Origin of the sequence: Nocardiopsis sp. SBT366, assembly GCF_001083815.1 — a bacterium.
GTDB classification, from domain to species: domain Bacteria; phylum Actinomycetota; class Actinomycetes; order Streptosporangiales; family Streptosporangiaceae; genus Nocardiopsis; species Nocardiopsis prasina.
In genome coordinates, this window is sequence record NZ_LAVM01000059.1 from 16,842 (window position 1) to 35,124 (window position 18,283).

15 protein-coding genes are annotated in these 18,283 nt (G+C 70.5%); 4 read left to right on the forward strand and 11 right to left on the reverse strand.

Translation table 11 applies throughout. The annotated features are described in order from the left end of the window. Positions 1-44: 44 nt before the first annotated feature. The 5 genes from ADX84_RS17850 to ADX84_RS17870 all read right to left on the reverse strand — a co-directional run bounded on the left by ADX84_RS17850 (position 45) and on the right by ADX84_RS17870 (position 7,164). Positions 45-1,052 (reverse strand): ABC transporter permease, encoded by a 1,008-nt coding sequence (locus ADX84_RS17850; protein ID WP_234004051.1) that lies wholly within the window; start codon positions 1,050-1,052, stop codon positions 45-47. Continuing rightward, the gene (locus ADX84_RS17855; RefSeq protein ID WP_199776633.1) at positions 1,049-2,011 is read right to left on the reverse strand and encodes an ABC transporter permease; all 963 of its coding nucleotides are present in this window, start codon (positions 2,009-2,011) and stop codon (positions 1,049-1,051) included. Before ADX84_RS17855 ends, ADX84_RS17850 begins: the two co-directional genes overlap by 4 nt. After that, positions 2,008-3,528: a sugar ABC transporter ATP-binding protein gene (locus tag ADX84_RS17860; protein WP_049576068.1), complete on the reverse strand. Its 1,521-nt coding sequence runs from the start codon at positions 3,526-3,528 to the stop codon at positions 2,008-2,010. Before ADX84_RS17860 ends, ADX84_RS17855 begins: the two co-directional genes overlap by 4 nt. A 54-nt stretch (positions 3,529-3,582) precedes the next feature. Then, complete coding sequence (locus ADX84_RS17865) at positions 3,583-4,704, reverse strand: ABC transporter substrate-binding protein (protein ID WP_049576071.1); 1,122 nt, start codon at positions 4,702-4,704, stop codon at positions 3,583-3,585. A 141-nt stretch (positions 4,705-4,845) separates the two neighbouring features. Next, entirely contained in the window at positions 4,846-7,164 is a 2,319-nt protein-coding gene (locus tag ADX84_RS17870; RefSeq protein WP_049576075.1) for a glycoside hydrolase family 2, read from the reverse strand. A 248-nt stretch (positions 7,165-7,412) separates the two neighbouring features. Between ADX84_RS17870 and ADX84_RS17875 the strand changes: the two genes are divergently transcribed. Next, on the forward strand, positions 7,413-8,459 hold the full coding sequence (locus ADX84_RS17875; RefSeq protein ID WP_082206578.1) for a LacI family DNA-binding transcriptional regulator: 1,047 nt from the start codon (positions 7,413-7,415) through the stop codon (positions 8,457-8,459). A 153-nt stretch (positions 8,460-8,612) separates the two neighbouring features. Here ADX84_RS17875 and ADX84_RS17880 read toward each other — a convergent pair whose 3' ends face one another. Then, on the reverse strand, positions 8,613-9,494 hold the full coding sequence (locus ADX84_RS17880) for a LysR family transcriptional regulator ArgP (protein WP_049576084.1): 882 nt from the start codon (positions 9,492-9,494) through the stop codon (positions 8,613-8,615). An 84-nt stretch (positions 9,495-9,578) separates the two neighbouring features. Between ADX84_RS17880 and ADX84_RS17885 the strand changes: the two genes are divergently transcribed. Continuing rightward, positions 9,579-10,253 (forward strand): LysE/ArgO family amino acid transporter, encoded by a 675-nt coding sequence (locus ADX84_RS17885; RefSeq protein ID WP_049576086.1) that lies wholly within the window; start codon positions 9,579-9,581, stop codon positions 10,251-10,253. Positions 10,254-10,684: 431 nt separating this feature from the next. Here the strand turns inward: ADX84_RS17885 and ADX84_RS17890 are convergent, their stop codons facing one another. Beyond that, a complete protein-coding gene (locus ADX84_RS17890) occupies positions 10,685-11,560 on the reverse strand; it encodes a CPBP family intramembrane glutamic endopeptidase (RefSeq protein ID WP_049576091.1) in 876 nt (291 codons plus the stop codon). A 47-nt stretch (positions 11,561-11,607) separates the two neighbouring features. On the opposite strand from ADX84_RS17890, the gene ADX84_RS17895 reads away from it, so the two are divergent. Next, positions 11,608-12,324, forward strand: a complete 717-nt coding sequence (locus tag ADX84_RS17895) for a MerR family transcriptional regulator (RefSeq protein ID WP_049576096.1) — start codon at positions 11,608-11,610, stop codon at positions 12,322-12,324. Positions 12,325-12,378: 54 nt separating this feature from the next. On the opposite strand, the gene ADX84_RS17900 is transcribed toward ADX84_RS17895, so the two are convergent. From ADX84_RS17900 to ADX84_RS17915, 4 genes are read right to left on the reverse strand one after another with little or no spacing between them, the layout of a single operon-like run. After that, the gene (locus ADX84_RS17900) at positions 12,379-13,971 is read right to left on the reverse strand and encodes a glycoside hydrolase family 43 protein (RefSeq protein WP_049576100.1); all 1,593 of its coding nucleotides are present in this window, start codon (positions 13,969-13,971) and stop codon (positions 12,379-12,381) included. A 25-nt stretch (positions 13,972-13,996) separates the two neighbouring features. Beyond that, entirely contained in the window at positions 13,997-14,821 is an 825-nt protein-coding gene (locus ADX84_RS17905) for a carbohydrate ABC transporter permease (RefSeq protein WP_049576104.1), read from the reverse strand. 1 nt (position 14,822) lies between these two features. After that, complete coding sequence (locus ADX84_RS17910) at positions 14,823-15,710, reverse strand: carbohydrate ABC transporter permease (protein ID WP_049576106.1); 888 nt, start codon at positions 15,708-15,710, stop codon at positions 14,823-14,825. Then, the gene (locus tag ADX84_RS17915; protein ID WP_049576109.1) at positions 15,707-16,999 is read right to left on the reverse strand and encodes an ABC transporter substrate-binding protein; all 1,293 of its coding nucleotides are present in this window, start codon (positions 16,997-16,999) and stop codon (positions 15,707-15,709) included. Before ADX84_RS17915 ends, ADX84_RS17910 begins: the two co-directional genes overlap by 4 nt. Before the next feature lie 216 nt (positions 17,000-17,215). On the opposite strand from ADX84_RS17915, the gene ADX84_RS17920 reads away from it, so the two are divergent. Next, positions 17,216-18,232, forward strand: coding sequence for a LacI family DNA-binding transcriptional regulator (locus ADX84_RS17920; protein ID WP_049576112.1), 1,017 nt, complete (start codon positions 17,216-17,218; stop codon positions 18,230-18,232). Positions 18,233-18,283 lie beyond the last annotated feature (51 nt).

Here is an 18,283-nt window from a genome sequence, read left to right on the forward strand (position 1 = left end):
CCGCCCCGGGGGCCGCAACGGCGGACGCGGGCCCACGGGACGGCTCAGCCGGGATCGCGCCCCCGGCTCAGGTGCCGCTGCACCAGCACCACGGTGATCAGGAACAGACCGCTGACCACCTCCTGGAACGCCGAGGTCAGGGAACCCACCGCGTTGATGACGTTCTGGATGACCCCCAGCAGCAGGACCCCCACCAGGGTGCTGCCGACGAACCCGTAGCCGCCGGTCAGCAGGGTCCCGCCGATCACCACCGCCGAGATCGCCTGGAGTTCGGTGCCGATCCCGAAGATCGTCACCCCCGACCCCAGCCACACCGCGTTCAGCGCCCCCGCCGTGCCCGCGCACAGCCCCGAGAACGTGTACACGGCGATCCGGGTCCGGGCCACCGGCACACCCATCAGCGCGGCGGTCCGCTCGTTGCCGCCCACCGCGTACACGTGCTGGCCGACCGTGGTCCGGCGCAGCACCAGACCGCCGACCGCGAAGGCCCCCAGCACGAGCAGGAACGGATACCCGAGCACTCCGAACAGCTTCCCGTGCACCAGCGCCGACAGCGCCAGCCCGTCCGGGACCAGGTAGGTCGTGTTGCCCTCGTCGGACACCGACAGCATCAGCCCCCACGCGCCCAGCATGGTCGCCAGGGTGGTGATGAAGGGGGCCAAACGCGCCCGGGCGATCAACACCCCGTTGAGCAGCCCGATCAGACCGCACACCGCCAGCGGCACCGCCATCAGCGCCAGGCCCCCGTACTGGGAGGCCCATGCGGCCAGCACCCCGCCGAGCGCGAACACCGTGCCCACCGAGAGGTCGATCCCACCGGTGATGATCACGAACGTCATGCCGAGCGCGATGATCGCCAGGAACGACGCGCTCACGGCGATCCGGTTCAGGTTGCCCAGGGCCAGGAACCCTTCCAGGCTCACCCCGGCCACCGCCACCACCAGCAACAACACCACCAGGGCGCCGTGCCGGGCGGCCAGCTCACGCCAGGGCACTCCCGGGGCGGGCCGCCCCAGACCGCCGACGCGTGTTCCCTCCACGGTGGTACTCATGTCCTCCCCCGATCCCGGGCCAGGTAGACGGCGCCGATGATCACGGCCGTCTGCGCCATCTGCGTCCACGACGGAGGCAGGTCGTGCCTGATGAGCGTGGCCACGAGCAGCTGCATCAGCACCGCCCCGGCCACCGTCCCGGCGATCCGCACCCGCCCGCCGGTCAGCGGGGTACCGCCGACCACCACTGCGGTGATCGCCGACAGTTCGATCAGCACGCCCACCGAGTTCGGGTCGGCTGCCTGCAACCTGGCGGTCACCAGGACTCCGGCCACCGCCGCCAGGGCGCCGCTCAGCGCGTACACGCCGAGCAGCACCCGGCGCACCGGCAGCCCGGAGAGCTCGGCCGCGCGCCGGTTACCGCCCACCGCCACGAGGCGTCGGCCGAACACGCTCCGGCGCACCAGGAACGCCACCGCCGCCACGAGCAGCGCAGCGATCCACACCACGTAGGGCACGGCCAGGAACGACCCCGAACCCAGTTCCCTCAGGTCCGGGTTGCGCACGCCGTCCAACTGCGGGAGCAGAACCAGGGCCAGCCCCCGGCCGCCGATCATCATCGCCAGGGTCACGATGATCGCCTGCAACCCGGCGAAGGCCACCAGCACACCGTTGGCCGCCCCGGCCAGGGCGCCCACGCCCACCGCCACCAGCACGGCCACCAGCGGCCCGTACCCCAGGTACAGCGAGATCATCGCGGCGGACAGCGCCATCACCGAGCCCACGCTGAGGTCGATGCCGCCGGTCGCGATCACCAGCGCCATCCCGAGAGCGACGATCAGCACCGGGGCGACCTGCACGGCCTGCGTGCGGAAGTTCTCGAAGGACAGGAAGTTGGGTGTGAACACCACGTTGAACACCACGACCAGAGCCACACCCACGTACACGCCGTAGTCCCGCATCCACAGCAGGACCCGTTCGCGGTCCACCCGGGGTCGCCCGCGCAGGGAGAGGCTCACCGTTCCTCACCGCCCCGCGCGATGGCGGCCAGCAGTGAGTCCTCGGTGACCTCGTCGCCGACCAGCTCACCCACCACCGCGCCGTCCCTGAGCACCACCACCCGGTCCGCGCCCTCCACCAGTTCCTCCAGGTCCGAGGAGACCAGCAGCACGCCCAGACCCTCCTCGGCCAGTTCGTCCACCAACCGCTGCACCTCCGCCTTGGCGCCCACGTCGATCCCGCGCGTGGGCTCGTCGAGCAGAAGCACTCTGGGGTTCAACGCCAACCACCGGGCCAGCAGCACCTTCTGCTGGTTGCCGCCGGACAGCTCCTCCACCTTCTGGTACGGGCCCACCGCCTTGATCCGCAGGCGCTCCATGAACCGTTCCACCACCCGGTCGATCGCCCGCTCGGAGACCAGCCCGAACCGGCTCAGGCCGGGCATGGCCGCGAGCGCGATGTTCTCCCGGATCGACAGACCCGGCACGACGCCCTCGTGCTTGCGGTCCTCCGGCAGGAGACTCACCCCCGCTCGGATGGCGGCCGCCGTCGAGCCCGTCCGCAACGGGACGCCCACCACCGACACACGCCCCGCGTCCAACGGCAGCGCGCCCGCGATCGCCTTCGCGGTCTCGGTGCGGCCCGACCCCAACAGCCCGCCGAGCCCCACGACCTCGCCCGGCCGGACGGTCAGGGACACCTCGTGGAGCCGGTGCCGGGCGCTCAGCCCCTCGGCCTCCAGCGCGGGGGTTCCCGACCACGCATCGCGGTCGCCGGAGAACGTGGTGGCGCCCTCGCGTCGCACCCGCTCCATGTCCCGGCCCAGCATCAGCGAGACCAGCCGCAGCCGCTCCAGCCCGGCCATCGCGCCCCGGTGCACCAGGCGACCGTCCCGCAGCACCGTCACCCGGTCGCACACCCGGTACAACTCGTCCAAGCGGTGGCTCACGTAGACCACCGCCACGCCGTCCTCGCGCAGCCGTTCGATCGCTCCGAACAGCGTCTCCACCTCGCGCGGCTCCAGCGACGACGTCGGCTCGTCCATGATCACCACGCGGGCCCGCGCCGACACAGCCCGGGCCAGCGCCACCATCTGCCGGGCACCCATGGACAGGCTCCCCAGCGGACGGCGCACGTCCACGTCCACGCCGTAGTCCCCGAGAGTCCGGGCGGCCTCGCGGTGCATCCGCGCGAAGTCGATCAGCCCGAACCGCCTCGGCTCGCGCCCCAGGTACAGGTTGCGGGCCACGCTCAGCAGCGGCAGGAGGTCGACCTCCTGGTAGATCGTGGCGATCCCGTCCCGCTGGGCGTGCAGGGGAGTGGCGAACCTGGCGGGCTCCCCGTGGTGGCGCAGCTCGCCCCCGTCTGGCTGGTACACCCCCGTCAGCACCTTGATCAGGGTGGACTTGCCCGCGCCGTTCTCGCCGACGAGCGCGTGCACCTCGCCCGGCAGCAGCTCGAAGTCCACCCCGTCCAACGCCAGGACGCCCGGGAACCGCTTGGTCAGCCCACGGGTGTCCAGGACCGGAACGGTCACCGTCCCACCCCCTCAGTGCGCGGGGGCGCCCCGCCCGAGGCGCGATCGGAACCCCTAGTAGGCATGGGGCAGCTCCTCCTCGGCGTTGTCCGCGTCGTACTCGCGATCGGTGATGATCAGCTGCGTGCCGACGTCCTCACCGGCGCCGAAGGCCGAGGCCGCCTCGAAGGCCAGCGGGCCAAAGCGCGGGTTCGACTCCACGACCGCCGCGATCCAGCCGTCGACGATGTACTCCACCGCCGCCTGGGTGCCGTCCACGGTCACGATCCGGACGTCGCCGGGCGCCTTGCCCGCGCCGTTGAGCGCGGTGACCGCCCCGATGCCCATCTCGTCGTTCTGCGCGTAGATCCCGGAGATGTCGGGCTGCGACTGGATGAGCTGCTCGGTCACCGACTGCCCGCCCTCGCGGGTGAAGTCGCCGGACTGTTGGAAGACGATCTCGATCCCCGGGGCCTCGGCCTCGATCCGCTCCAGGAAGCCGCTGGTGCGGTCGGTGGTCACGTTGTTGCCGGGCGCGCCCAGCAGGATGGCCACCTCGCCCTCGCCGCCCAGCACGTCGATCATCTGGTCGGCGGCGCGACGGCCCTGCTCCACGAAGTCGGACCCGATGAAGGTCACGTAGTCCTCGCAGGCGGTGCCGTTGATGGGCCGGTCGATGGTGATGATCGGGATCGCGTCGGCGCGCGCCTGGTCAAGGACGGGCTTCCAACCGTCGGAGTTGAGCGGCGCGATGATCAGCACCTCCGCGCCCTGGGACATGAGGTCCTGGACGTCGCTGATCTGCTGCGAGAAGTCGGACTGGGCGTTGGAGGTGATGAGTTCGACGCCCCGGTCCGCGGCCTCGTCCTTGATGGACTGCGTCTCGGTGATGCGGAAGGGGTTGGACTCGGCCTCGGACTGGGAGAAACCGACCTTCTTGTCGGCGAGGTCGAAGGGCTCGATCCCGTGGCCCTGCGCGTTGCAGGTCTGGCCGCCGCTGGCCGCCTCGTCCAGGACCTGGGCCTGGCCCTCGGTGTCCCCGGCGGCGGCGTTCCCCGCCGCGACGTCGTCCTCGCCCCGGGCGCAGCCGGTGGCCGCCAGGGTCAGGGCCGCGCCCACTGCGGCGGTGGCCAGCAGGACCCGACGGGGTCGGGAGAGCGCTCCCGCACCGGTGTGGTGGGTGTGGTGTTCGATCATGTCCGGTCTCCGCCCGGGTTGAGGGGAAGCCGACTGGGGGAGCCGGCACAGGGGTGCGGGAGGGGCGGGGCGCCGGGTCGGGGGCGCCCCGCTGAGGGATGTGGTCAGTCACGGGATCCGAGGGTCACCGGGGGCGACGGCTCAGGGTGACCAGGGCGTCTCCACCGACCACGAGGTGTCGTGGTCGTAGTGCTCGGCGGTGTCGTGGTCCTCGCCGACGGTCCCCGCTCCGGACAGCCAGAGCTCGGAGTCGTGGTGGCGCAGGTACCGGTCCGGGTAGTTGTAGGAGCGCAGCGAGATCCCCTCGCCGCTCAGTCCGGGCACGGCGCACCAGGTGGCGTCCTGGTCGAACAGGCCGGAGCCGTCCGCGGGCTCCCTGCTCACCCGCGACGCCTTGTGCCGCAGGTACTCGCCCGGATGGTCCACCGACTCAAGCGTCAGGCACTGGTCGTCGGCCAGGCCGGGCACGAACCGCCAGGTGGCGGCGGACCTGTCGGTCTCGGAGCTGTCGCCGTCCACCGGGGTGGTGACGCCGAGTCCGCCCTCGTGGGCCAGGTAGCGGTCCTCGTGGCCGGGGGTGGTGACCCGCAGCGACAGGTTCTCCTCCACGGGCAAGTCCGCGACACCGCCGACCGGCTCCCCGGCCAGCAGTTGCTCGTGCGCTCCGGCGACGACCTCGGGGTCGACCTTGAGCACCCGGCGGTCGTAGGTCCAGAACCCGTTGAGCTCGGTCTCCACGTCGGTGATCTCGGTGTAGATCGCCGCCGACAGACCGTGGGTGCGCTCCAGCCGCTGCACGCCCGCCATCAGGCCGACGTAGCGGGTGGCCAGGGAGTGGCCGTCGCTGATGTCCTCGTAGCCGAAGCCGTCGCCGGGGCTCCACTCGTGGCCCTCCACCGGGAGGTTGTAGCCGCCGAACTCGCCCAGCACCGAGATCCGCTCGTCCTCCGCGGGAGCGGGATCACCGGGGCCGACGTAGATGTGGGAGTCGACGATGTCGCCGTTGCCGGTGTCGTGCCATCCGGAGGCGCCGGTGACCAGGCGCGAGGGGTCGGACGCCTTGACCTCGTCGGTGAGACGGGCGTCGTCGTCGTACTGGCCCCAGCCCTCGTTGAACACGATCCAGTTCACGATGGACGGGAAGCTGCGGTGCTCGTCCACCAGGGCGTGCAGCTCGGACTCGAACTGGTCGCGTCCCGCCTGGCTCGGGTCACCCGACATCGACGGCATGTCCTGCATGACCATCACGCCGAGCCGGTCGGCCCAGTAGTACCAGCGGTCCGGCTCCACCTTCACGTGCTTGCGGATGGTGTTGAAGCCGAGTTCCTTGTGCGACTCGATGTCGAAGCGCAGGGCCTCGTCGGTGGGCGCGGTGGAGATGCCGTCCGGCCAGTAGCCCTGGTCGAGCGTGCCCACCTGGAACACGTACTCGCCGTTGAGGAGCGGGCGCAGGACCCCGTCCACCTCACCGGTCTCGATGGAGCGCATCCCGGTGTAGCCCGCGACCTCGTCGTGGACCTGCGCGCCGTCGTTGGAGGTGAGGGTGACGTCCACGTCGTACAGATAGGGGTCGTCCGGACTCCAGAGGCGGGCGTCCGGGACCGGCACGGCGATGGCGGAGCCGGGGGCACCGGTGGCCGAGCCGACCTCGGCGCCCTCGTCGTCCAGGACGGTGACGGTGGCCGCGGCGTCCTCGGCGCCGGTCGCGTTCACCACCACCTCGACCTGTTCACCGGGCACGTCCGGGGTGATGTCCAGCCGGGTGATGTGGGCCTCGGAGACCGGTTCCATCCACACCGTCTGCCAGATGCCGGTGAAGGTCGTGTACCAGATGCCGCCGGGTTCCAGCCGCTGTTTGCCGACGGGCTGTTCACCCTCGTCACTGGGGTCGTGGACCCCGACGATGACCTCGTTCTCACCCTCCTGGAGGGCGTCGGTGACGTCGAAGGAGAACTTGTCGAACCCGCCCTTGTGGGAGCCGACGGAGGTGCCGTTCACCCACACCTCGGAGTCCCAGTCCACGGCGCCGAAGTTGAGCAGGACGCGGTCGCCGTCCCAGGAGTCCGGGACCTCCATGGTGCGGCGGTACCAGAGACGGTCGTGGTGCTCCTCCACGCCGGACAGCGCGGACTCCACGGGGTAGGGGACCAGGATCTCGCCGTCCAGGTCGGTGCCGAAGGGCGGCTCCTCGCCGTCCTCGGCCGGGGCCCACTGCCAGAGGCCGTTGAGGTTCTCCCAGTCCTCGCGCACCATCTGCGGGCGCGGGTACTCGGGCAGGGCGTTGTCCGGGGAGACCTCCGAGGTCCAGGGGGTCTCCAGGCGGGGCTCATCCGACGCGGCGGCCGGGAGCGCGGTCAGCGCCGAAGCGGTCAGGAACGCGGCCAGAACGGGGGCGGCCGCGCGGACGGTCGTCCGGCGGGCGGGACTCGGGGACAGGGACGCGGGGGGTTGACGTCTCATGGGGGTTCTCCGTGTCGAGTGGTGCGGGAGGACCTGCACGAGGCAGTGCCACCCCCGCTTTTACAACGTGGGAAACCTGACTTAGCCAAGATGACAGCACGATCAACGAGTCCTGTCCAGACCCTGAAAGGAAACCCGCTGGACATCCGGGGAAACCTCAGGGCCCGACACAGGGGGGAAACCAGCCCGTCAGCAACGCTGGGCAGAGACCGCACCCGTGTTGTATAACGATGTAAAACTCAACGGCCCTGGGTACAGCGGCCCGGAAGGGGAAGCGAGTGGGCATCAGCCTGAAGGACGTCGCGCTACGGGCGGGGGTGTCGGTCAAGACCGTGTCGAACGTCGTCAACGGCTACCGGCACGTCACCCCCGAGACCCGCCAGCGCGTCCAGCGGGTCATCGACGAACTCGGATACCGGCCCAACCTGACCGCCCGCCACCTGCGCAAGGGCAGGACCGGGATGATCGCGCTCGCCCTGCCCGAACTCGGCAACCCCTACTTCGCCGAACTCGCCGACGCCGTCATCGAGTACGCGGGCGGGCTCGACTACATCGTGCTGCTCGACCACACGGGCGGCCGCCGTGACCAGGAGGTCCTCTTCGCCCAGGGCCTGCGCGCCCGGGTGATCGACGGGCTCATCCTCAGCCCCATCGAACTGGAGAACGAGGACCTGCTCGCCCGTGAGAGCGAGGCGCCCCTGGTCCTGCTCGGCGAGCGCGAGTACGACGCCCCCCACGACCACGTCGCCATCGACAACGTCGCCGCCGCCCGCACCGCGGCCGCCCACCTGGTGGAGATCGGCCGGGAGCGGATCGCCTTCCTCGGAGCCCGGCACGGACGGGCGCGCCAGACCGCCCACCTGCGCCTCCAGGGGTGGCGCGAGGTGATGACCGAGCACGGGCGGCCCACCGGCGACGAGTTCGTCGCGGTCACTGACGGCTACGCCCGCGAGGACGGCGCCCAGGCGATGGCCCGCCTCCTGGACTCGGGCGTCCGCCCGGACGCGGTGTTCTGCTACAACGACCTCGTGGCCATAGGGGCCATGCGCACCCTCAGCGAACGCGGCCTGCGCATCCCCGAGGACGTGGCGGTGGTGGGCTTCGACGACATCGAGGACGGCAGGTACGGCGCCACCACCCTGACCACGGTGGCCCCGCACAAGAGGGCCATCGCCCGAGCCGCCACGGAGGCGCTCCTGGAACGCCTGGCCGACGCGGACCGGGCGATCGCGCCCAGGCGCGTGCAGCCGGGCTTCGCCCTCGTGCCCCGGGAGAGCACCGTGGGAAAGCCCTGAGGACCCGACGGAACCGCCCGTACGCGCCCTGGGATCCCGCTGGTTTCTCCCGGTGAGATGCTCCGCCCAACAGGGATGACACTCTGTGCACGCCAGGGCGATCCTTCCCCGCGCTCACCGGGGATGTGGTTCGCCAGCATCCCGCCTCCGAACTCACACCGGGCGCAGGTACGCGGCGGCCCCGGCGCGAACGCGGCGGGTGACCTCGTCGAGCAGGGGTGAACGCAGGTTCCAGCGCTGCCAGTACAGCCGGACCTCCACGGGCCTGCCGGGAGCCAACGGCACCAGCCTCCCGGACGCCAGGCCCTCGGCGCACTGCTGCTCGGGGACCACACCCCAACCCCACCCCAGCAGCACCGCGCGGGCGAAGTCCTCCGAGGCCGGAACGTAGTGGGTCGGGCCCCGGGAACCCTCACCGGTGAGATCGCGCAGGAAGCGGTCCTGGAGGTCGTCCTTGCGGTCGAAGTTCACCATCGGCGCGTCCGGTAGGCGTGCGGGATCGGTGGCGTCGTACCGTTGCGCGAAGTCCGGGGCGCACACCGCCTGGTAGCGCAGTCCTCCCAGGGGTTCCACGGAGCAACCCTGGACCGCCTCCGGGGTGGAGGTCACCGCCGCCATGACCGCGCCCGACCTCAGCAGGCCCGTGGTGTGCTCCTCGTCCTCGCGGTGGAGCTCGAAGACGGCGCCCAACTCCGTCGGGAGCGCCTCCAGGAACCAGGTGGACAGGCTGTCGGCGTTCACGGCCAACGGCACCCGGGTGCGGCCGCCCTCGTGGCCCACGGCCCTGAGCTCGGAGCGCACCTCCTGGTCCAGCAGAAGCACCTGTCTGGCGTGGCGCAGCACCGCGTCGCCCGCCTCGGTCGGCAGGACCGGGTTGGTGCGGCGGACCAGGACCTGGCCCGCGGCCTGCTCCATGGCCCGGACCCGCTGGGACACGGCCGAGGAGGTGACGTGCAGGCGTCGCGCGGCGGCCTCGAAGGTGCCCTCCTCGATGAGGGCGGTCAGGGTGCGCAGATGGTCGAACTGGAAGGGCACCGTACGCTCCTGTCATAAGCATCTCTAAGGGGATCTGAGAAAGTTTAGCTTTACTGCACGGGTTCTCTCCTGGAGGCTTGTCCCGTGAACGAAACCCTTCTCCCCGCACTGATGGGCCTGGGCACCGGACTGGCGCTCATCGTGGCCATCGGTGCCCAGAACGCGTACCTGCTCCGCCTCGGCATCGACGGCCGACACTCCTCCGTGTTGGCCGTGGTGCTGGTCTGCGCGGTATCGGACGCCCTGCTCATCACCGCCGGTGTCGTGGGCATCGGTGGCCTGGTGGAGGCGATGCCCACGGCCATGGTGGTCATCCGCCTGCTCGGCGCGGGCTTCCTCATCGTGTACGGCCTGTTCGCGGCCCACCGTGCCCTGCGGCCTGGGCGGGCCGAGGTCCTGGTCCCCACGGAGAGCGAACCCGCCCGGCCCACTCAGGGTGCGGGGGTCGCGCTGGCGACCCGTTCCACCGGAACCGGAGCGGCGGTGGTCACGGCCCTCGCCCTCACCTGGCTGAACCCGCACGTGTACCTGGACACCGTGTTGTTCCTCGGTTCGGTCGCCAACCAGCAGGTGGGGGAGGCCCGCTGGTGGTGGGCGGGCGGTGCGGTCACCGGAAGCTTCGTGTGGTTCTTCGCCCTGGGCTTCGGTGCCCGGCTGCTCCGCCCGGTCTTCGCCAAGCCCGGGGCCTGGCGGGTGCTCGACGGGATCATCGCACTCGTCATGCTCACCCTGGGTCTGCGCCTTGCCCTGGGCGGCTGACCCGAAGATCGGTAGCCTGCTGGTGAGGGGGAGAGAGGCCCCCGCGCGGGTCCCTTTTGAAGTGTTTGTCTCCGGAGTCTGTTTCTCGACAAGTTGCAGATTTCGCTGGTTCCGCGCTCTGGAACCGCAGGTCAACGAGTCTGCTCCCCGCGCACGCGGGGATGGTCCCCGGCCCGGCGCCGGACACCGGTCAGGCACCGGCTGCTCCCCGCGCACGCGGGGATGGTCCCAGCATCCGGACCGCCTCGGAGAGTTCCTCCGAATGCTCCCCGCGCACGCGGGGATGGTCCCTCCTCCGCGACGTTGATCGCGAACCTGTCGGCGCTGCTCCCCGCGCATGCGGGGCTGGTCCGGCCGAGGCCGTCGCTCCGGCGTCATCGAACCCGTTCCGGAACCGGTGCTCCCCGAGCACGCGGGGAGCACCTGGGCGGCTACGAAGCGACTGCTCGCGTGGGGTTGGGCTTTGAGTGCAGCTTCCACAGGCCCAGGGTGGTCAGGCCCATCACGACCATGGGCACCACGAGCACCGGGCCGGTCACCACTGACACGTCGTCGAGGCGGTCGGCGAGGATCATCGACACCATCAGCACGGTGTTGTTGACGGCATGGACCAGGACGGCCGCTTCCAGGCCGCCGGTGCGCTGTGTCATCAGGGCGAAGCACACCCCGGAGAAGACGTAGGAGGTCAGGGCCCAGGGGTCCAGAGAACCGTGGATCGCACCGAAGGCCAGCGAAGTGACCACCGTGGACACAGCCAGGGAGATCCCAGGGCGTCGGAAGCGTGCCCCCACCGCTCGGAAGAGCAGCCCCCGGAAGAGGTACTCCTCCCCGGCTGACTGGAGGGGGACGACGACGATCGCGACGAGTGCGAGGGCGATGGTCGCCGTCGTGAGCTGGAGTGACCCGAACGGCATGATCAGGTGCAGGACGGCTGTGTAGACGATCCAGACCGGAACCACCACCGTGGCGGCGCGGGCCATGACCCGCCAGCGGAACCGCCCCGCTACCGACGACAGTGTCCCGGGGCGCTCTCGATAGATCGCCCACTGGGCCAGGCCGCAGACCGGGATCAGCGCCGCGAGCAGCAGGTTGCCCGCCAGCCAGAACCCGACGGTGATGGAGGGATCGCTCGGGTCGAAGGGCTCCACACCGAGAAGACGGTCCAGCGCGACCCCCGCTGGGACGACGGCGACGAAGAGCACGAGGGCGAGTGCGCCCAGGCCGGTGGCGGCGGCCAGGGCGGTGCGCCAGGCCTGGGGCCTGGCCCGCAGTGCCCGCCCGTAGGAGGGTTCGATCCGGTTGTTCATGCGGACCATTCCAAACTATGACGTAGCGTCGTAGTCAAAGGGGGAAGATGCGTTCACGTGAGTTGGCGGACCTGGCCGGGGTGACCGTGCGGACGGTGCGCCACTATCACCAGATCGGGCTGCTGCGGGAACCGCCGAGGACGATGAACGGGTACCGGCGGTACACGGTCGACGACCTGGTCCGGTTGCTGCGCATCCGACACCTGGTGGAGGCGGGTGTGAGCCTCTCGGAGGTGGAGGAGGCGCTGGACGAGGAGTCGTCCGTCGTCGGGGTTCTGGACCGGGTGGAGGCGGACATCGACGCCCGGATGGCACGTCTGCGGACCCAGCGGGAACTGGTGCGCTCGCTGCGCGAGCAGTGGCAGGAGCCCGAGGCCGCAGACGGGGTGGTGGGCGCCCTGGCGGCCGTGCACCGGGAGTCTGGTCTTCCGGCTGAGGCCGCCAGGCTCGACTCCGACACCGCCACCCTCGTGGTGCACCTGTCCGGTGGAGACACCTCGGCGGTGGAGGAGGGCCTCGCCGCGATCGGCGGCCTGAAGGACGCGCCCTCGTTCTTCGCCGCGATCAACGGTCTCGTTGATCTGGCTCCCGACGCGGGCGAGGCGGCGCGAAACTCCGTCGCCGACGCGCTGCGCCCGCATCTGTCGGCACTCGCGGACGTGCGTCCGCCCAAGGGTAGGCTCGCGCGGCTGCTCGGCGAGCTGCGGACCCTGCGCCTGAATCCCGCGCAGCTCGACGCGCTCGACCGACTGGGGCAGTACTAAGAATCTACGTAGTAAAGGTGGGGAGCGCCCCGTCAGGAGAGCGCTCCCCGGTTCTCAGGATCCTTGGTAGGTGGCGTGGTCGAAGTCGGCGTGACAACCCGTCCCGGTCAGGTCCTGGACCCACAGCCCCAGGAACGCGCCCGTGAAGCCCCAGATGGTCGCCGTCTCACCGTCGCTCTCTGCGGCGTAGTCGTCGGACAGGATGCTGGCGTCCAGGACCCCGCCGACGGGCGTCCAGCTCCGGCCGTCGGGGGAGAGGGCGAACCGCAGTTCGGCTCCGTCGATCTCCGCGCGCAGGTGAAACCGCTCCCAGCCCCGCACGTCGACCCGGTCCCCGGACTCGCGCACCCGTCCCCGGTCGGAGCTGAGCACACCGGCGAACAACCCGTCCCGCTCGTCGAAGCCGACGCGCAGGTAGTGCCACTGCCGCATGTTGTAGTAAGCGCTCAGTCCGGCCATCCGCTGGAAGGTGTCGGTGGAGAACTCCATCACCGTCTCCAGCACGCACCGCTCGTGCTGCACCCGTCGGGCCACCAGGCTGGGCGTGCGGGTCCCGGAGGGGGACTGCCCGCCCTGCACACGCAGGTGTCCGGGACGCTCGGTCAGAGAGACCCACTCCTCGTCCACGTGGCGCCGCAGCGTGCTCCACTCCGGGCGCAGCACCGGCGCGTCGAAGTCGTCCCTCGCGGGTACCTCCGGCCACGGGTGCGGTTCCAGGTCGGGACCCTCGACCTCCACGTGCGGTACCCCGTCACGGATCCGGGGCCAGCCGTCCACCCAGTCCACCCGCTGCAGGGCGGTCTCACGGCCGCGCACGCAGCGGCCGCGTTCGGTGAGCGGGCGTGAGGCCAGGTGCGCCAGGAACCACTCGCCGGACGGGGTGCTGACCAGGCTCCCGTGCCCGGCCTTCTGCAGGGTCAGTGAGGGGTGCTCCCGTGAGGACAGCATGGGCCCGGCCGGGTCCACCTCGTAGGGTCCGGTGATTCTCCTGGATCGCGCCACCGTCACCTGGTGGTCCCACTGCGTTCCTCCCTCGGCGGTCACCAGGTAGTACCACCCGTTCTCGCGGTACAGGTGCGGCGCCTCGGTCACCCGGGCCGAGGTCCCCTCGAAGACCACCGTCGGCTCGCCCAGGAGGCGCATCCACTCGGTGTCCAGCTCCTGTAGCACGATCCCCGCGAAGGCGTGGTGGCCGGGCCGCCAGTCCATCAGGCTGGTGACCACCCAGCTCCGGCCGTCCTCGTCGTGGAACAGGGACGGGTCGAACCCCATGGAGTGGATCGGCGCGGGGTCGCTCCACGGACCATCCAGGGTCGGTGAGGTGGTCACGTGATTGGGCGTGTCCCAAAAGCCCCCGGCGTAGTTCTCCACGTCGGTGAAGATCAGGTGGAACACCCCGTCCTTGAGGGACAGACAGGGCGCCCACACGCCCGCCCCGTCGCGGTGTCCGGTCAGGTCGAGGAGGCGGTCCTCGTCGAGGACGCCGCCGAGGGGGCGCCAGTGGACCAGGTCCCGGGAGTGGTGCAGCAGCACCCCCGGACTCCACTCGAAGGTCGAGGTCGCCAGGTAGTAGTCCTCACCGACCCTCAGGATCGACGGGTCGGGGTGGAACCCGGGCAGCACCGGGTTGTTGATGGTCGCGGTCATCACGGCCTTTCGAGGAGGGGTTGGGCTACTTTCCGAAACCGGCGGCGAGTCCGCCCAGGAGGTGTCTGCGGCCGAACAGGTACAGGGCCAGGATCGGGATGGTGGAGAGCACCACGGCGGCCATCAGGCCGGGCACGTCGGTTCCGTACTGGGTCTGGAACGCCCAGAGCCCGAGGGGCAGGACCCGGTTGGACTCGCTCTGGGTGAGCACCAGCGGGAAGATGAAGTTGTTCCAGGCGTTGAGGCCGACGAAGATCGCCACCGTCACCACGCCGGGCCGTGACAGCGGCAGGACCAGGCGGAGGAACACCTGCCAGGTCGCGGCCCCGTCAAGCGCCATCGCCTCGTACAGCTCGCCGGGCACGTCCCGCAGCGAGCTGGTGAGCACGACGATGGAGATCGGCAGCGTGAAAGCGGCGGTCGGCAGGATGATCGCGGGCAGGCTGTCGTACAGGTGCAGCCGGGTGATGATCAGGTAGATCGGGATGATCACCGCCTGGGCCGGGACGGCCAGCCCCAGGAGGAACAGGGTGAAGCTGATCCGGACCGCCCGGCTGCGTCCGCGTACGATCGCGAACGCCGCCGGTACCGCCACCAGCAGCACCAGGAGGATCGCTCCGGTCGCCACGATCAGGCTGTTGGCGAGGAATCCGAGGAACCCGACCTCGAAGACGTTGCGGTAGTTGTCCAGGGTGAGTGACTCGGGCAGGGACAGCGGGCCCCGGGACAGGTAGTCACCGGGTCCGCGCAGGCTCGTGGCGACCAGGTAGTACAGGGGGACGCACACGACCAGCAGCCAGAGGGCGGCCCCGGCCCCGGCGGCGTACGCCGGTCTGCTTCGGGAGGCCATGTCACATCCCCTCTCTCTGGCTGGTCATCCGGGAGTAGCCGGTCGCCCGGACCACCAGCAGGGACAGCCCTGTTCCCAGGACCACCAGCAGCACCGCGATGGCGCTCGCGTAGCCCATCTCGAAGGCGACGAAGCCCTGGTTGTACATGTGGAGCGGCAGGATGCGGGTGGCGTTGCCCGGGCCGCCAGCGGTCAGCAGCAGGACCGTCTCGAAGTACGTCATGGACCCGACGAGCATCAGCACCGACGACGCGATGATCGTGTGCCGCAGCTGCGGCACGGTCACGCGCAGGAAGCGCTGGAGGGCGGAGGCCCCGTCCAGTTCGGCCGCCTCATGGAGCGAACGCGGTATCTGCCGGGCGGCCGCCTGGTACAGGAGCATGTGGAACGGCAGGAACTGCCACAGCAGGATGAACACGATCGCGTAGAGCGCCAGTGTCGGATCGCCGAGCACGTTGCTGTGGCTGAGTTCGAACCACTCGCGGACCTGGGAGGGGATGCCGAAACTCGGGTCGAGCAACGCCTTCCACACCAGGGCGATGGCCGCGGTGGACAGCAGCAGCGGCAGGAAGAAGACCGCGCTCACCACCGCTCGGACGCGTTGCGGACCGGCCGCCCACACTCCGAAGGCCAGGGCCAGCGGGGTCTGGGTCGCCCAGCACAGGGCGGTCAGGGTCAGGGTGACCGTGAGGCCGCCGCGGACCCGGCCGTCGTCGGTGAGAGCGGACCAGTTGGCCAGGCCCACCCACTCGGGAGAGCCGATCCCGCTCCACGAGGTCAGGCTGAGGTATCCCACGATGACCACGGGGGCCAGGCCGAACAGGCCGAAGAACAGCAGGGCCGGGGCGACCCAGAGCAGCCCGGGCCGTTCCGTGGCGGAGTTGCTCACCGCTGTTGCTCCATGTCCTCGGCGAACTCCTCGGGGGTGATGTCGCCGATGAAGAGCAGTTGGAGGTTGGTGAGCATGGCCTCGGCCGCCGCCGGGGCCAGCGCCTGGTCCCAGGACTGGGTGAAGGTGGGCGCACCCGAGACGAGCTGGTGCGTGAAGGTGGCGAACTCGGCGTGGTCGCTCTCCTGGAGCTGGTCCTCGATGCCCTCGACGGCGGGGACCTGACCTGCCTTGATCAGTTCGTCCACGTACTCCTCGGAGGCCATGGTCTCGACGAGGAAGTCGGTCGCCGCTTCGGCGTGCTGGCTGTCGCTGTTGACGGAGAAGTAGTTGCTGGGGTTGCCGACGATCGCGTCGGGGTTTCCCGCTCCGCCCTCCACGACGGGGAAGGAGGTGAAGCCGAGCTCGTCGTTCTCGACGAACCCGGGGTTGTTGTCCATCTGCTGGGCGATGTCCCAGCTGCCCATCAGGAACATCGCGGACTCGCCGGTGGCCAGGAGCGCGGAGGCGCTGCCGTTGTCGTAGTCGATGGAGGTGAAGTTGGCGCCGAAGGCCCCCCGGTCGACCAGGTCCTGGCAGGTCTCCATGGCCTCCAGGACCGCGGGGTGCTGCCAGGCGCCCTCCTCTTCGTCGACGACGGCCTGGAACACCTCCGGGCCGCCGATCCGGTCCACCAGGTAGGAGAACCACATCAGCTGGGTCCAGCCCTGGGCGCCGGGGAGGACGATCGGGGTGACGCCGTCCGCCTGGAGGACCTCGATCGCCTCGTGCAGGTCGTCGAGGGTGCGCGGGGGCTGGAGCCCGGCCGCCTCCAGGACGGGCTTGTTGTAGTACATGACGACGGGCTGGACGCCGAGGAGGGGCACGCCGTAGTAGGCGCCGTCGATGGCGGCCACGTCCAGGACGCTGGGCAGGAAGGCGTCGCGGAACTCCGGGTTGTCGTCCAGGGTCGGGGTGAGGTCGAGGACCTGGTCCTGGTCGGTGTACTGGGCGAGGTTGCCGCCGCCCCAGTTGAAGAACACGTCGGGTGCGTTGGGGGAGCCGAGCGCCACCTGGAGGCGCTGCTTGTAGGCGTCGTTGACGAAGGTGACGAGTTCGGCGGGCACGTCGTGGGACGCGTTGTGCGCTTCGATGCCCCGTTCGACGATCTCGTTGACCGCGGCGTCCTCCAGGGCCCAGACCTGGAGGGCGTCACCGCCGCCGGGGCCGGAGGTGCCGCAGCCGGTGGCGAGGAGGGAGAGGGCCAGAGTGGTACTGCCGATCACACGTGTCCGGTGGGTGCGACTCATGGCGTGTACACCGTTCTTCCGTTGTTCCGGGGGGAGCCGCAAGCTTTCGAAAGGTTTCCGATAGCTTTCGGGAAGGTCGACGCTAAGTTCTCCCTGTGTCCGCGTCAAGGGGAGTTCTCGTTGCGAGGGAGTTCCGGTGTGCGGTCCCGAAAAGTTTCGGGATACAATCCAGCGCAGCGAACCGAGGGAACACGGTCCCCGACGACGAGGAGGCACATGGCGAAGCGTCGCCCCACACTGGCCGAGATCGCTGGTGAGGCGGGGGTGTCCGTCTCGACCGTCTCCAAGGTGATCAACGGACATCTCGACGTCGCGGCGGAGACCCGGCGACAGGTGGAACGGCTCCTGGAACACCACCGCTACCAGCAGCGCCGCCACCGCAAGCGCCGCCCGGTCGGCCTGATCGACCTCGTCTTCCTTGACCTCGGCAGCCCCTGGGCCATGGAGATCCTCACGGGGGTCGAGGAGGTCACGCACGACGCCGGTTTCGGGGTCGTGGTCTCCGCCGTGCACGACCGCAAGCGCAGCAGGCCCGGCCGCAGGTGGCTCGACAACATCCAGGCCCGGCGCTCGGACGGCGTGGTCCTGGTGCTGTCCGAGCTCCCTTCCCAGCAGCAGGAACAGCTGGACGCGCTGGGCGTGCCCGTGGTGCTCGTCGACCCGGTCGGCGACCCCGCCAGGGAGATCCCGGCGGTGGGCGCCGCCAACTGGGACGGGGGTCTGACCGCCACCGAACACCTCATCGGCCTCGGCCACCGGCGCGTCGCCATGCTCGCCGGGCCACCCGACGTCATGTGCAGTCGCGCCCGCGTGGACGGGTACCGCAGCGCCATGCGTGACGCCGGGCTCCCGGTGCCCGACGGCTACGTCTCCCACGGGGACTTCCTGGCCGGGACCGGCAAGGACCTCACCGAGGTCCTGCTCGACCTGCCCGAGCCGCCGACCGCGATCTTCGCGGGATCGGACCAGATGGCCCGGGGCGCCTACGAGGTCCTGTACAAGCGGGGTCTGCGTGTGCCCGACGACGTCTCGGTGGTGGGTTTCGACGACCTTCCCGAGGCCAGGTGGGCGACCCCGCCGCTGACCACCGTGCGGCAGCCGTTGCGCGACATGGCGCAGATGGCCACCCGCATGCTGTTCGACCTCGTCAACGGCAACGAGCCCGAGACCACGCGGGTGGAACTGGCCACTCGTCTGGTCAGGCGCGACAGCACGGCCCCGCCCAAGGAGTGAGCTGGGGGAGCGCGCTCACGGCTCTCGGTGGGGCTCTGCGCGGGGGTGCGG

What these genes read in the sequence shown, in the direction of transcription:
- ADX84_RS17850 (WP_234004051.1), bottom strand. Translation starts at nt 1,052, where the DNA reads ATGAGTACCACCGTGGAGGGAACACGCGTCGGCGGTCTGGGGCGGCCC.
- ADX84_RS17865 (WP_049576071.1), bottom strand. Translation starts at nt 4,704, where the DNA reads ATGATCGAACACCACACCCACCACACCGGTGCGGGAGCGCTCTCCCGA.
- ADX84_RS17870 (WP_049576075.1), bottom strand. Translation starts at nt 7,164, where the DNA reads ATGAGACGTCAACCCCCCGCGTCCCTGTCCCCGAGTCCCGCCCGCCGG.
- ADX84_RS17890 (WP_049576091.1), bottom strand. Translation starts at nt 11,560, where the DNA reads ATGAACAACCGGATCGAACCCTCCTACGGGCGGGCACTGCGGGCCAGG.
- ADX84_RS17895 (WP_049576096.1), top strand. Translation starts at nt 11,608, where the DNA reads ATGCGTTCACGTGAGTTGGCGGACCTGGCCGGGGTGACCGTGCGGACG.
- ADX84_RS17900 (WP_049576100.1), bottom strand. Translation starts at nt 13,971, where the DNA reads ATGACCGCGACCATCAACAACCCGGTGCTGCCCGGGTTCCACCCCGAC.
- ADX84_RS17905 (WP_049576104.1), bottom strand. Translation starts at nt 14,821, where the DNA reads ATGGCCTCCCGAAGCAGACCGGCGTACGCCGCCGGGGCCGGGGCCGCC.
- ADX84_RS17915 (WP_049576109.1), bottom strand. Translation starts at nt 16,999, where the DNA reads ATGAGTCGCACCCACCGGACACGTGTGATCGGCAGTACCACTCTGGCC.
- ADX84_RS17920 (WP_049576112.1), top strand. Translation starts at nt 17,216, where the DNA reads ATGGCGAAGCGTCGCCCCACACTGGCCGAGATCGCTGGTGAGGCGGGG.